At 54.8% G+C, this 13,159-nt stretch carries 15 protein-coding genes; 8 read left to right on the top strand and 7 right to left on the bottom strand.

All coding sequences use genetic code 11. The annotated features are described in order from the left end of the window. Window positions 1-354: 354 nt before the first annotated feature. A complete protein-coding gene (gene gmhB / locus ABLV08_RS20295; protein WP_045363356.1) occupies window positions 355-921 on the bottom strand; it encodes a D-glycero-beta-D-manno-heptose 1,7-bisphosphate 7-phosphatase in 567 nt (188 codons plus the stop codon). A 188-nt stretch (window positions 922-1,109) separates the two neighbouring features. Between gmhB and metN the strand changes: the two genes are divergently transcribed. The 6 genes from metN to proS all read left to right on the top strand — a co-directional run bounded on the left by metN (window position 1,110) and on the right by proS (window position 6,697). After that, window positions 1,110-2,141 (top strand): methionine ABC transporter ATP-binding protein MetN, encoded by a 1,032-nt coding sequence (gene metN / locus ABLV08_RS20290; protein ID WP_032709919.1) that lies wholly within the window; start codon window positions 1,110-1,112, stop codon window positions 2,139-2,141. After that, window positions 2,134-2,787 carry a methionine ABC transporter permease MetI gene (locus ABLV08_RS20285; protein WP_015368137.1) on the top strand — a complete coding sequence of 218 codons (654 nt, stop codon included), beginning with the start codon at window positions 2,134-2,136 and terminating at the stop codon, window positions 2,785-2,787. The genes metN and ABLV08_RS20285 overlap by 8 nt, the downstream gene beginning before the upstream one ends. A 43-nt stretch (window positions 2,788-2,830) precedes the next feature. Beyond that, complete coding sequence (gene metQ, locus ABLV08_RS20280) at window positions 2,831-3,646, top strand: methionine ABC transporter substrate-binding lipoprotein MetQ (protein ID WP_015368138.1); 816 nt, start codon at window positions 2,831-2,833, stop codon at window positions 3,644-3,646. 108 nt (window positions 3,647-3,754) lie between these two features. Then, a complete protein-coding gene (gene rcsF, locus ABLV08_RS20275; protein ID WP_015704458.1) occupies window positions 3,755-4,162 on the top strand; it encodes an Rcs stress response system protein RcsF in 408 nt (135 codons plus the stop codon). Next, complete coding sequence (tsaA, locus tag ABLV08_RS20270; RefSeq protein WP_020079574.1) at window positions 4,159-4,866, top strand: tRNA (N6-threonylcarbamoyladenosine(37)-N6)-methyltransferase TrmO; 708 nt, start codon at window positions 4,159-4,161, stop codon at window positions 4,864-4,866. The genes rcsF and tsaA overlap by 4 nt, the downstream gene beginning before the upstream one ends. A gap of 112 nt (window positions 4,867-4,978) precedes the next feature. Beyond that, complete coding sequence (gene proS / locus ABLV08_RS20265; protein WP_047065175.1) at window positions 4,979-6,697, top strand: proline--tRNA ligase; 1,719 nt, start codon at window positions 4,979-4,981, stop codon at window positions 6,695-6,697. Between the two features lie 62 nt (window positions 6,698-6,759). Here proS and nlpE read toward each other — a convergent pair whose 3' ends face one another. From nlpE to ABLV08_RS20250, 3 genes are read right to left on the bottom strand one after another with little or no spacing between them, the layout of a single operon-like run. Continuing rightward, window positions 6,760-7,458 (bottom strand): envelope stress response activation lipoprotein NlpE, encoded by a 699-nt coding sequence (nlpE, locus tag ABLV08_RS20260; RefSeq protein ID WP_015368142.1) that lies wholly within the window; start codon window positions 7,456-7,458, stop codon window positions 6,760-6,762. A gap of 42 nt (window positions 7,459-7,500) precedes the next feature. Further along, window positions 7,501-7,914, bottom strand: a complete 414-nt coding sequence (arfB, locus tag ABLV08_RS20255) for an alternative ribosome rescue aminoacyl-tRNA hydrolase ArfB (protein WP_015368143.1) — start codon at window positions 7,912-7,914, stop codon at window positions 7,501-7,503. Then, window positions 7,911-8,456: a YaeQ family protein gene (locus ABLV08_RS20250; protein WP_015368144.1), complete on the bottom strand. Its 546-nt coding sequence runs from the start codon at window positions 8,454-8,456 to the stop codon at window positions 7,911-7,913. Before ABLV08_RS20250 ends, arfB begins: the two co-directional genes overlap by 4 nt. A 196-nt stretch (window positions 8,457-8,652) precedes the next feature. Between ABLV08_RS20250 and ABLV08_RS20245 the strand changes: the two genes are divergently transcribed. Then, window positions 8,653-8,853 (top strand): YaeP family protein, encoded by a 201-nt coding sequence (locus tag ABLV08_RS20245; RefSeq protein WP_015368145.1) that lies wholly within the window; start codon window positions 8,653-8,655, stop codon window positions 8,851-8,853. After that, window positions 8,840-9,100: a Rho-binding antiterminator gene (rof, locus tag ABLV08_RS20240; RefSeq protein WP_015368146.1), complete on the top strand. Its 261-nt coding sequence runs from the start codon at window positions 8,840-8,842 to the stop codon at window positions 9,098-9,100. The genes ABLV08_RS20245 and rof overlap by 14 nt, the downstream gene beginning before the upstream one ends. Window positions 9,101-9,115: 15 nt before the next feature. On the opposite strand, the gene tilS is transcribed toward rof, so the two are convergent. From tilS to ABLV08_RS20225, 3 genes are all read right to left on the bottom strand, one after another. Beyond that, window positions 9,116-10,417 (bottom strand): tRNA lysidine(34) synthetase TilS, encoded by a 1,302-nt coding sequence (tilS, locus tag ABLV08_RS20235; RefSeq protein ID WP_072383428.1) that lies wholly within the window; start codon window positions 10,415-10,417, stop codon window positions 9,116-9,118. A 68-nt stretch (window positions 10,418-10,485) separates the two neighbouring features. Then, a complete protein-coding gene (locus tag ABLV08_RS20230) occupies window positions 10,486-10,875 on the bottom strand; it encodes a VOC family protein (protein WP_015704453.1) in 390 nt (129 codons plus the stop codon). A 62-nt stretch (window positions 10,876-10,937) separates the two neighbouring features. Beyond that, the gene (locus ABLV08_RS20225) at window positions 10,938-13,076 is read right to left on the bottom strand and encodes a lysine decarboxylase LdcC (RefSeq protein WP_032713402.1); all 2,139 of its coding nucleotides are present in this window, start codon (window positions 13,074-13,076) and stop codon (window positions 10,938-10,940) included. Between the last annotated feature and the right edge of the window lie 83 nt (window positions 13,077-13,159).

Below are 13,159 nucleotides of genomic sequence, written 5' to 3'. Positions count from 1 at the left end.
GAATTAAACTTCGTAATGAATTACGTATGTTCACTCAGAGACTTGGTATTCATTTTTCGTCCGAGGACGTTAAGAATCCATGTCACTTTGAGTGCCCACACAGATTGTCTGATAAATTGTTAAAGAGCAGTTGCGACGCGCTTTAGCGCTCTGTCGCGAGGTGGCGTATATTACGCTTTCCTCTTTCAGAGTCAACCCTGAATTTCAGAATTTTTCTCTTCAACCGAACCGGCTGTTTGTGTGAAGTGATTCACATCTGCCGTGTCGATGGAGGCGCATTATAGGGAGCCCGCCTGGAATGACAAGCGGAAAAATACATTTTTATTTCAACCGCTCATCTTTTATACGCAACGCTTATTTTTGCCGCTTTTTAATAGCCGCAGGCAGGTCCGCCAGGCTATTTAGCACCCAATCCGCTGCGCTTTCCGCTTCTTCGGTAACCGGCTTACCGGTACGCACCAGCACTTTCGTTCCGACATTCGCCGCTGCAGCCGCCTGCATGTCTTCGAGTTTATCACCCACCATATAAGAAGCGGCCATATCAATATGCAGGAAATCGCGTGCGGAAATGAGCATCCCCGGATGCGGCTTACGGCAATCGCAGGTCTGGCGGAACTCTTCAACGCTCCCCTGCGGGTGATGCGGACAATAATAGATACCGTCGAGATCCACGCCGCGGTCTGCCAGCGACCAATCCATCCATTCGGTGAGGGTCTCAAATTGCGCTTCCGTGAATTTACCGCGCGCGATGCCTGACTGGTTGGTCACCAGCACTAACGCAAATCCCATTGCCTTTAGTTCACGCATGGCATCAATGACGCCGTCGATAAACTCAAAGCTGTCGATTTCGTGGACGTAACCATGATCGATATTAATCGTGCCGTCACGGTCGAGAAAAATTGCGGGTACAGACTTTGCCACCGGTTTGCTCCTGATAAAGGCTAATGCCGTTAGTATCGCATGTTTCGGCATGCAAGAAAGTGCTCATTATAAAGAGTCAGATTGATTTAGACGTCTGGATGCCTTAACATCCATTTCATTGACAGGCATCGCCTGCACACGGCAGAAGAAAATGCCACGGCAAACGGCTAAACGATAATAAATAACTGATGATTAAACTTTCGAATATTACCAAAGTGTTCCAGCAGGGGAACCGCACCATACAGGCGCTGAACAATGTCAGCCTGCATGTCCCTGCCGGGCAAATTTACGGCGTGATCGGCGCTTCCGGCGCAGGTAAAAGTACGCTGATTCGCTGCGTTAACCTGCTGGAACGCCCAACCGAAGGCAGCGTGCAGGTAGATAACCAGGAACTCACCGCGCTGACTGAAAAAGAACTGACTCGCGCGCGCCGTCAGATTGGCATGATCTTCCAGCACTTTAATCTGCTCGCTTCACGTACCGTTTTCGGCAACGTGGCGCTGCCGCTTGAGCTGGATAACACACCGCCGGCGGAAATCAAACGCCGTGTTAATGAACTGCTTGACCTGGTTGGTCTTGGCGATAAGCATGACAGCTATCCGGCAAACCTCTCCGGCGGCCAGAAACAGCGCGTGGCAATTGCCCGCGCGCTGGCCAGCAATCCAAAGGTGCTGCTGTGCGATGAAGCCACCAGCGCGCTGGACCCGGCAACGACCCGTTCGATCCTCGAACTGCTGAAAGACATTAACCGTCGTCTGGGGCTGACCATTCTGTTGATCACCCATGAAATGGACGTAGTTAAACGTATCTGCGACTGTGTGGCGGTCATTAGCAATGGTCAACTGATCGAGCAGGACACCGTGAGCGAAGTCTTCTCCCATCCTAAGACGCCGCTCGCCCAACAGTTCATTCAATCTACCCTGCATCTGGATATTCCGGATGACTATCAGGCGCGCCTGAAGCCCACGCCGCTGCCTGACAGCGTGCCGATGCTGCGTATGGAGTTTACCGGCCATTCCGTCGATGCGCCGCTGCTGTCGGAAACCGCCCGCCGCTTTAATGTGAATAACAACATTATTAGCGCGCAGATGGATTACGCCGGCGGAGTGAAGTTCGGCATCATGCTGACCGAAATGCACGGCACACAGGAAGATACCCAGGCGGCGATCGCCTGGCTGCAGGAACATCATGTAAAAGTAGAGGTACTGGGATATGTCTGAACCAATGATCTGGCTGCTGGTTCGCGGCGTGTGGGAAACGCTGGCTATGACGTTTGTCTCCGGCTTCTTTGGCTTTGTGCTCGGCCTGCCGGTCGGCGTACTGCTGTACGTTACCCGTCCGGGGCAGATTGCCGCCAGCGCCCGGCTGTATCGTACGCTATCGGCGCTGGTTAATATCTTCCGCTCGATTCCATTTATTATTCTGCTGGTGTGGATGATTCCATTTACCCGCGTGATCGTCGGTACCTCTATCGGCCTGCAGGCAGCGATTGTGCCATTAACGGTTGGCGCCGCGCCGTTTATCGCACGTATGGTGGAAAACGCGCTGTTGGAGATCCCGACCGGGCTTATCGAAGCTTCACGCGCGATGGGCGCAACGCCAATGCAGATCGTGCGTAAAGTCCTGCTCCCTGAAGCGCTGCCGGGTCTGGTGAACGCCGCCACCATTACGCTCATCACCCTGGTGGGTTATTCCGCAATGGGCGGTGCGGTCGGTGCCGGTGGTCTGGGTCAGATTGGCTATCAGTACGGCTACATCGGCTATAACGCGACGGTAATGAACACCGTACTGGTATTGCTGGTTATTCTGGTTTATTTAATTCAATTCTCTGGCGATCGTATCGTCCGGGCTGTGACTCACAAATAACGTTATTGACACACAACACTAATTCTTACAGGAAGGAAATAACATGGCCTTTAATTTCAAAACCTTTGCGGCAGTTGGCGCATTAATCGGTTCTCTGGCTCTGGTGGGTTGCGGTCAGGATGAAAAAGATCCTAACCATATTAAAGTCGGCGTGATCGTCGGTGCGGAACAGCAGGTTGCTGAAGTCGCGCAGAAAGTGGCAAAAGAGAAGTATGGTCTTGACGTTGAGCTGGTGACCTTCAACGACTACGTGTTGCCGAACGAAGCGCTGAGCAAAGGCGACATCGACGTTAACGCCTTCCAGCACAAACCATATCTCGACCAGCAGATTAAAGACCGTGGTTATAAGCTGGTTTCCGTCGGCAACACCTTCGTCTATCCGATCGCTGGCTACTCGAAGAAAATCAAATCTCTGGACGAACTGCAGCCGGGCTCACAGATTGCCGTACCGAACGATCCGACCAACCTCGGCCGTTCCCTGCTGCTGCTGCAGCAAGTGGGTCTGATTAAACTGAAAGAAGGCGTAGGTCTGCTGCCGACATCTCTGGATGTGGTTGAGAACCCGAAAAACCTGAAGATCGTTGAGCTGGAAGCACCGCAGCTGCCGCGTTCTCTGGACGACGCGCAGATCGCTCTGGCAGTCATCAACACCACCTACGCCAGCCAGATTGGCCTGACGCCGGCGAAAGACGGTATCTTTGTTGAAGACAAAAACTCGCCGTACGTAAACCTGATCGTCGCCCGCGAAGATAATAAAGACGCGGAAAATGTTAAGAAATTTGTTCAGGCTTACCAAAGCGATGAAGTTTACGAAGCCGCTAACAAAATCTTTAACGGCGGCGCAGTGAAAGGCTGGTAATCTGCTTTCAGCGTAATATCATTCAGGACGGGCTTTATGCCCGTCTTGTCATTTTTGCAAGCACCTGATTCAATAGCGCCCTGTTTTATAATTCATTGAGGAAATACTATGCGTGCTTTACCGGTCTGTTTGTTAGCACTCATGTTAAGCGGTTGTTCTATGCTAAGCAGATCCCCCGTTGAGCCTGTTAAAAGCACCGCAACCACGCCAGTCCAGACGGAAACGGCTAAACCAAAAGTCTCACGTCCCGCGCCGGTCAGAATCTATACCGATGCCGCCGCGCTGGTTGGAAAACCCTTCCGCGATCTGGGTGAAGTGAGCGGCGAATCATGCCAGGCTTCAAACCAGGACTCCCCGCCGAACATCCCGACCGCCCGTAAACGCATGCAAATCAACGCGGCCAAAATGAAGGCCAACGCCGTGCTGCTGCACAGCTGCGAAGTGACCAGCGGTACGCCAGGCTGCTACCGTCAGGCCGTTTGCCTGGGTTCAGCGCTTAACGTCTCGGCGCAATGAGTGCATTTCAGTTCGCGCAAATAGGCGTCATCCGCTCGCCGTATAAAGAGAAGTTTGCCGTTCCTCGCCAGCCTGGTCTGGTTGAACACGGCGGCGGAGAACTTCATCTGCTCGCGCCCTATAACCAGGCTGACGCCGTGCGTGGACTGGAAAACTTCAGCCATCTGTGGGTGCTGTTCGTCTTTCATCAGACCATGGCTGGCGGCTGGCGCCCGACCGTGCGCCCTCCCCGCCTTGGCGGCAACGCGCGCATGGGCGTCTTCGCGACCCGCTCGACATTTCGCCCCAACCCTATCGGCATGTCGCTGGTTGAACTGAAAGGCGTTCGCTGCCAGAAGGATCAGGTAATACTGGAACTTGGCAGCCTCGATCTCGTTGACGGCACGCCGGTGGTTGATATCAAACCTTATCTTCCCTTTGCCGAAGCCCTGCCTGATGCCAGCGCTAGCTATGCGCAACAGGCGCCGCTGGCAGGCATGAATGTCAGCTTTACGCCGGAAATAGAAGCACAGTTACTGACGCTGGAAAAACGCTACCCGCATATCAAAGCGTTTATCCGTGAAGTACTGGCGCAGGATCCGCGTCCGGCTTATCGCAAAGAGGAAGAAGCAGGGAAAACCTACGCCGTCTGGTTGCTCGATTTCAACGTGCGCTGGCGGGTAATCCCCTCCGGTTTTGAAGTCTTTTCTCTCGAACCGCGCTAATTTTATTTTCCTCTCTTTTGGCATCTTTGCCACACTGGTAAACTAAACCACTTTTTTTGTTTCAGGCTGGCTCTCCAGCCTGTTCCGATCGTCCAAATGGAACCGTAACAACATGCGTACTAGCCAATATCTGCTCTCCACTCTGAAGGAGACACCTGCCGACGCCGAAGTCATCAGCCATCAGCTGATGCTGCGCGCCGGGATGATCCGCAAGCTGGCCTCAGGGTTGTACACCTGGCTGCCGACCGGCGTGCGCGTTCTGAAAAAAGTCGAGAACATCGTGCGTGAAGAGATGAACAACGCCGGTGCTATCGAGGTGTTAATGCCGGTAGTTCAGCCTTCTGAACTGTGGCAGGAGAGCGGCCGCTGGGAACAATATGGCCCTGAGCTGCTGCGCATTGCCGATCGTGGCGATCGTCCGTTCGTTCTCGGGCCGACTCACGAAGAGGTTATTACCGACCTGATTCGAAATGAGCTGAACTCGTATAAACAGCTGCCGCTGAACTTTTATCAGATTCAGACCAAGTTCCGCGATGAAGTTCGCCCGCGTTTCGGCGTGATGCGCTCCCGTGAGTTCCTGATGAAAGATGCTTACTCTTTCCATACCTCTCAGGAATCGCTGCAGGAAACCTACGACGCGATGTATACCGCTTACAGCAAAATCTTCAGCCGTATGGGGCTGGATTTCCGCGCGGTACAGGCTGACACCGGTTCGATCGGCGGTAGCGCTTCCCATGAGTTCCAGGTACTGGCGCAGAGCGGCGAAGATGACGTGATCTTCTCTGACAGCTCCGACTACGCGGCGAACATTGAGTTTGCCGAAGCCGTCGCGCCGAAAGAGCCGCGCGCAGCCGCGACGCAAGAAATGACGCTGGTAGACACGCCGAACGCGAAAACCATCGCCGAGCTGGTTGAGCAGTTCAATCTGCCAATCGAAAAAACCGTTAAGACCCTGCTGGTGAAAGCGGTAGAAGATAGCAGCTACCCGCTGGTCGCCCTGCTGGTACGCGGCGATCATGAGCTCAACGAAGTAAAAGCGGAAAAACTGCCGCAGGTCGCCAGCCCGCTGACCTTCGCCAGCGAAGAAGAGATCCGCGCTATTGTTAACGCGGGGCCTGGTTCTCTCGGCCCGGTTAATATGCCGATTCCGGTGGTTATCGACCGTACCGTCGCGGCCATGAGCGATTTCGCCGCCGGCGCCAACATCGATGGCAAACACTATTTTGGCATTAACTGGGATCGCGATGTCGCGACTCCGGAAGTTGCTGATATTCGTAATGTCGTTGCCGGCGATCCGAGCCCGGACGGAAAAGGTACCCTGCTTATCAAACGCGGTATCGAAGTCGGCCACATCTTCCAGCTGGGCACCAAGTACTCTCAGGCAATGAATGCCGCGGTGCAGGGCGAAGATGGCCGTAACCAGATTCTGACCATGGGTTGCTACGGTATTGGGGTGACCCGCGTAGTGGCCGCAGCCATTGAGCAGAACTTTGACGATCGCGGGATTATCTGGCCGGATGCCATCGCGCCGTTCCAGGTCGCTATTCTGCCGATGAACATGCACAAGTCCTATCGCGTGCAGGAGCTGGCCGAGAAGCTGTACGCCGAGCTGCGTGCGCATGGCATCGACGTGCTGATGGATGACCGTAAAGAGCGTCCTGGCGTGATGTTCGCCGATATGGAGCTGATCGGCATCCCGCACACCATCGTGCTGGGCGACCGTAACCTCGACAACGATGATATCGAATACAAACATCGTCGCAACGGCGAGAAGCAGCTGATTAAGACCGGGGATATCGTGAACTACCTGGTGCAGCAAATTAAGGGGTAATTTCCCCTTAAAAGCTAAAAGGCCTCGCAATAGCGAGGCCTTTTTTATAGCAACTGCAAGAATTAATTACCGCAGTCTTTACCCGGAATAAATTTGCTGTCTTTATCCGTCATTAGCGTTTTCATCATCTCGCCGGTATCGGGATTCGCTTCAAGCGTGAAGTGTCCTTCAACCACCAGCAGCACCGGACGAGTATCGGTCCCGCGCGCTGCCGCGTAATCACGTTCAAGCTGGGCGTTATTGGCAACCGCCACCGTTTTACCAGTGACGCAATCGGTAAAGGTTGCCGCATCCGCCATGTAGAAATACATCCCGCGCATTGCCATCGGCGTCGTCGGCAGGCTGGCCTTCACCGACTCCAGCGTATAGTTAAGCGCAGAGTTAATCGGGTTGCCGTCGCGATCGAGCATCTCAAGCTTATCGCCTTTCGCCCGATAGTAAGATTTCTCGCCTTTACTGTTGGTCAGCACTAGCTTATCAGCGGTACGCGCCCAGGTGCCATACGAAGCGAAAGATGACGGCTCGTGGCTAACGCCCTGATAACGTTCGTTCATTACCCAGGTGCCGTCTTTCTCAAGAAATAACGAGGTCTCAATCCCTTCGCAATCCGCGCAAGGCAAAATACCGCGCCAGCTTTGCTGCATCGGCTTCAGCTCTTCCATTGCCGTCGGCTGTACCGTCTCCACCTCAGCGCGATGGTTACAGCCAAACAGCGCAAAGAGCGAACAGGCCGCTGCGAGCGAAAATACAATTTTCTTCACTGTGAATTCCTTATAATCCATTCCACCCGTCCGCCACGCCTCTCAATGGCGAACTTTCCCACGCAGCGCTTTGACTGAGGACTTTTGCGCCTTGGAGGCAAGTCGTCGCTCTTTTGACGCCCGAGTCGGTCGCGTCTCCCGGCGGCTTTTTTGCACTGCGGTTAATTCTTTTATTAACGCAACCAGCCGCGAGATCGCCGCTTCGCGGTTCATCTCCTGGCTGCGATATTCCTGAGCCTTAATGATAACCACACCGTCAGCAGAAATTAAGTGGTGACTGGCGGCAAGCAGGCGCTCTTTATAAAACTCCGGCAGGCTCGATGCTTTAATATCAAAACGTAAGTGAATCGCCGTCGAAGCCTTATTCACGTGCTGACCGCCCGCCCCCTGTGCGCGGACCCCGGTAAGCGAAATCTCCTCATCCGGGATGGAAACGCTGCGGCTAATCATGATCATGCCGGCTGCTGCCAGGCCGTTAAATGAATTTCCAGATTATTCCGATCGTCGGATAACCAGATGCCGCCGTCCTGCAGGGTTGCCTGCAGCGTCATGGTGCGATCGGCAAAAGCGCTCAGCTGCGCCAGTTGCGCATCATCAAGATACCAGATGGTCAGCTTCGGATACGCCGCAAGCTTATTCTGATTCTGCTGCCACCAGATTTCAGCCGCCCGGCTATTATAGGCGAATAGCGCCACCTCCTGCGCCCGCGAGCAGGCTTTCTTGAGGCGCTTCTCGTCCGGCAGCCCCAGCTCAATCCACAGATCGATGCCTAAATGGTCGTTTAACTGCCATAGCTCCGGTTCATCATCCGAGGACAACCCGCGGGTGAACTGCAGGCGCTCGTTGGCATATTTTATCCACGCCAGCAGGCGCAGCATCATACGCTCCTGGGTTTCGGAAGGATGTTGCGCCAGCGTCAGGTTAGCATCCAGAAACTGGTTGCGATCCAAATCGGCAACGTTAACCACAGCTTTATAAATCGTCGCTTTCAGCGCCATGAATAAACTCCTGAAAAAAATGGCATACATTGTAGCGAAACTAGCGACAAAAGGCTGTCGTCAATCGCGGGTCCTCCTTTCATCCTGCTGATATTGCTTAGATGACTATGGTATAGTCACCTTGCTAAACAGAGTTTATCTTCGTAGGCTTAAACTTGCATCCCACGGTTAAGTCAGAACGCTGACAGGAGGGCATGTGGATCAATATTGTGAGTTAATACGCAAGCGGTATGCGGAAATAGCCAGCGGAGACTTAGGGTATATCCCGGATGCGCTGGGCTGCGTGTTGAAAGTATTAAATGAGGTTGCGGCGGATCAGGCCCTTTCGGAGTCAGTCAGGGAAAAGGCCGCTTATGCGGCAGCAAACTTATTGGTGAGCGATTATGTCAATGAATGATACTTATCAACCCATTAACTGCGATGATTATGACAACCTCGAGCTTGCCTGCCAGCATCACCTGGTGCTGGCGCTGGCCCTGAAAGATGGTGAACAGCTGCAGGCCAAAGCAAACGATCTTATCTCGCGTAAAAATGTCGAGTATCTGGTGGTAGAACTTGGCGGTAACGTCCGTGAGCTACGTCTGGATAAAATCGCCAGTTTCAGCCATCCTGAAATCGGCACCGTGGTGGTCAGCGAATCCTGAAGCCCATCGGGCGGCTTAGCCGCCCGTTTTCCGCCATACCAGCTGTAACCCCTCGCCTTCCTGTACTTGCCCCTCTCTGGTGACAAACAGCCCATCGGCCGCCGCGATCAACGTTTCGCCATAAAACAATAGTGGCGTGGTATCGCGACGCCAGGGCGCGACCGCCATTTCCTGCCAGATTTTCTTAAGCTTACGCCCGCCCGGACGCCCGACGATGTGCAGATTACCGCTGGCGCGAAAACGTATCGATACCGGTTCATCCGCGCGTGGCGCGCGTAGCGGCCCACCGGGCTGCAACGCCAGTTCTCCCAGCGTTTCCGGTAGTGTCAGCGCTTTAGTCGCATCACCCCATGGTATTTCCCGTTCCGTCAGGCTTGCCAGATGCTTTACCCAAAACAGGCGCTGCTGGTAGCGCCGGACGGCAAAACCGCCTAAGCGCAGACAAGGCGCGGCGTCTTCACGCGCCAGCGCCACTTCCTGCCAGATGCGCTCCGGCATTTCGCGCGACGGCATCGGCGCCTGTTGGGATGCCAGCCAGCGGCGCAACAGCGCCGCACGACGCGGCGCGCTCATCGCGCTCAGCGGTTCTATCGCCAGCGAACCACGCTCATCAACCAGCGCGGCAAGCTCCGCCGACAGCATTTCATCAAGTAACTGTTCCTGTTCGCCACATAAGCTGGCACTGCGGGCGACAGCATCGGCAAAATGCGGCCAGCGCTCGCTCAGCAGCGGCAGTACTCGCAGGCGCAGAAAGTTGCGATCGTAGGCATCGTCCTGATTACTTTCGTCTTCAATCCACCGCAGTTGATGAGTCAGCGCCCATTGATGCAGGGATTCACGGCTCTCATTGAGCAGCGGACGTAACAATTTTCCGCCGGCGAACTCGCTACTGGCGGCCATCGCCGACAAGCCGGTCGGGCCGCTACCGCGCTTGAGCGCCAGCAGGAAGGTCTCGCATTGGTCGTCGAGATGTTGTGCCGTCAATAACGCCTCGCCTGGCAGCAGCGCCTCACGGAAAGCCTGATAGCGCGCCTGGCGAGCATGCGCTTCGATCCCCAATCCCTCATCCGCCAGCGTCACGCGCACCACCTGTAACGGTACCTGCCATTGCTGGCAAATCTGTTCGCAATGCTCGACCCACTGGTCAGCGTTGGCGCTCAGGCCGTGGTGAATATGAATTGCGCGCAGCTGAATCGCTGGCTCACGCTGGCGCCAGCGTACCAGCCGGTGCAGCAGGACGGTTGAGTCCAGGCCGCCGCTGAAGGCCAGCAGAAACTGACGATGTGGTCGAAGCGATGAGGCAATATCCGGCGTCATGATCGTGCTTACGCAGCTAAGAGGAGATAGCCCGGCACGTTACGCGCCAGGGCTGGTTCTGGCAAGTATTACTGTTGGTAAATCTCCAGCGGCAGGCCGTCGGGATCGTTGAAGAAGGTGAAACGCTTATCGGTAAACGGATCGATGCGGATAGCTTCACAGGCGACGCCATGCGCCTGCAAATGCGCAACCGCGGCATCAATATCATCGACGCTAAACGCCAGGTGGCGCAGACCACAGGCTTCCGGACGGCTTGGGCGCGCAGGAGGAAATGGGAACGAAAACAGCTCGATAACGTACTCGCCGTTCAGCGCCAGGTCGCCCTTCCACGAATCACGCTCGGCGCGGTAGAACTCGCTCTGCAGCGTAAACCCGAGGATATCGCAATAGAACGCTTTGCTCTTCGCGTAGTCTGTCGCGATGATGGCAATATGGTGAACTCGTTTTAAACCCAGCATGGTTGTTCTCCTCCTGTTGAAGCCCAACACGTTACTCGCGCCGCCCGCCGCCGCGCAAGCCCCTAATTATTTTTTAAGACTCGTACACGGTAGACGCCGTCTTCATCACGTTTGGCCCCGTGGATGTCGGTTTCAAAACCTGGATAGTGGCGACCGATCGAGCAGAGCATCAACAGAAAATCGAGCACCGCGCGGCTCTCTTCGGTGATCATCTCCCCCGGCATCAGCAGCGGCACGCCAGGCGGATACGGCAGGATCATGTTTGCCGAAATACGCCCCACCAGATTCTCCAGTTCGATGGTTTCGACTTCGCCCTTAATCTGCCGCTGCCAGGCCTGATGCGGGGTCATTTTCATCTCCGGCAGCACGTCAAAGGCCCGCAGCATCAGCTGTGAGAGCTGATGCTGACGGATCAGACGGTGGATCCCCTGCGCCAGATCCTGGATGCGCATATTGCGGTAAAAGTCCGGATCCTCGGCATAGAGATCCGGCAACATATTTTTCACCCGCAGGTTGAGATCGTAGGCGCGTTTAAACTCGGTCAGACCGCGCAGCAGGCCCATCGCCCGGGTTTTATCGATACCGATACTGAACAAGAACAGCAGATTGTAAGGCCCGGTTTTCTCCACCACCACGCCGCGCTCATCGAGGAATTTGGCCACCAGCGCGGCCGGGATCCCCTCTTCCGCCATATTGCCCTGCTCGTCCATACCCGGCGTGAGAATGGTGACTTTGACCGGGTCGAGGAACATATGGTCGGCATCGGCATCCTGGAATCCGTGCCACGCTTCTCCAGGGGAAACCGGCCAGCACTGCGCTTCTTCAACCTCTTCTGGTTGCCAGATATCAAAGAACCAGCCGTCGGCCTCCTCACGCAAGCGCTGCACCTCCTTACGGAAATGTAGCGCGCGTTCGATGGAGCGCTGAATCAGGCGTTTTCCGGAGTTGCCGCGCAGCATCGCCGCCGCAGTTTCTATCGAGGCGACGATCGGATAGCTCGGTGAGGTAGAGGTATGCATCATAAAGGCTTCATTGAAGGTATCTTCATCGTAGCTGCCTTTAATATGGATCAACGAAGCCTGCGACAACGCCGCCAGCATTTTATGCGTCGACTGGGTTTCGAAGATCACTTTCCCCGGTACGCGATCGCCGCTCATGCCGCTTTTCCCCTGATAAATCGGGTGGAAGTGGGTATAAGGCACCCAGGCGGAATCGAAGTGGATCGACGGCACGTCAAGGGTCTGTTTAATCCAGGTGGTGTTATACAACAGCCCGTCATAGGTGGAGTTGGTGATCACCGCATGCACCGGCCACTGCGCGCCACAAGTTGTCTCTACTTTGTGCTGGACGCTATCGCGGGTAAATTCCCGTTTCGGAATGCCGCCGAGGATCCCCAGCGCGTTACGCGTCGGTTTTAACCACAGCGGCACGATATCGCTCATCATCAGCAGATGCGCCAGCGATTTATGGCAGTTACGGTCGATCAGCAACGTACTGCCAGCGGGCGCCGAATACATGCCGACAATTTTATTCGACGTCGAGGTGCCGTTGGTCACCATGTAGCTCTGCTCGGCGCCAAAGGCGCGAGCGATATACTCTTCCGCTTCCAGATGCGGGCCGGTATGGTCCAGCAGCGACCCCAGTTCGGTAACAGAGATAGAAACATCGGCTTTCAGCGTATTACCGCCGAAGAAATCATAAAACAGGCAGCCGACCGGGCTTTTCTGATAGGCGGTTCCCGCCATGTGTCCGGGTGTACAAAAGGTATATTTTCCCTCCTGCACATAGTTAAATAACGCTTTGGTAAATGGCGGCGTGATGTTGTCCAGATACTCGTTGGTATACTGACGAATACGAGTAGCGATATCTTCCGCCAGCCCCAGCGCATATTCAAAGAACCATAGCGCCATGCGCAGGTCCTGGCTGCTGACGTCCATCGTCGAGTGCGTATTGATAAAAGCATACAGTGGGAGATATTCATTCAGGCGATTGATATCGCTGCATAAATCAACGCTGTACTCGTCCCAGTCGAAGATCACGCCGCAGATACGCGGGTTGTGCTCGATAAACTGCAGCAGGTCGGCGCTGTTTTGCGGCCAGATAGTCTGGAATCCTTGCTTCTGCAGAGCGGCTTCCAGCTCTTTGATCGGTTCGTCTTTATGGTAGACGCCGTGGGGCCCCATGATGGCGATGATATTCACGCTTTCCTCCTGGATTTACCTAAGGTAAGCATAATATCAATCGCGCCAGTGCTTAGCACTGGCGGATTTATCTTAGTCCTGAG

The sequence above is a fragment of the Klebsiella sp. CN_Kp088 genome, assembly GCF_040064335.1.
GTDB classification, from domain to species: Bacteria; Pseudomonadota; Gammaproteobacteria; order Enterobacterales; family Enterobacteriaceae; genus Klebsiella; species Klebsiella aerogenes.
The sequence above is the reverse complement of the archived record's forward strand: the minus strand, read 5'-3'. Positions and strand labels throughout refer to the sequence as shown.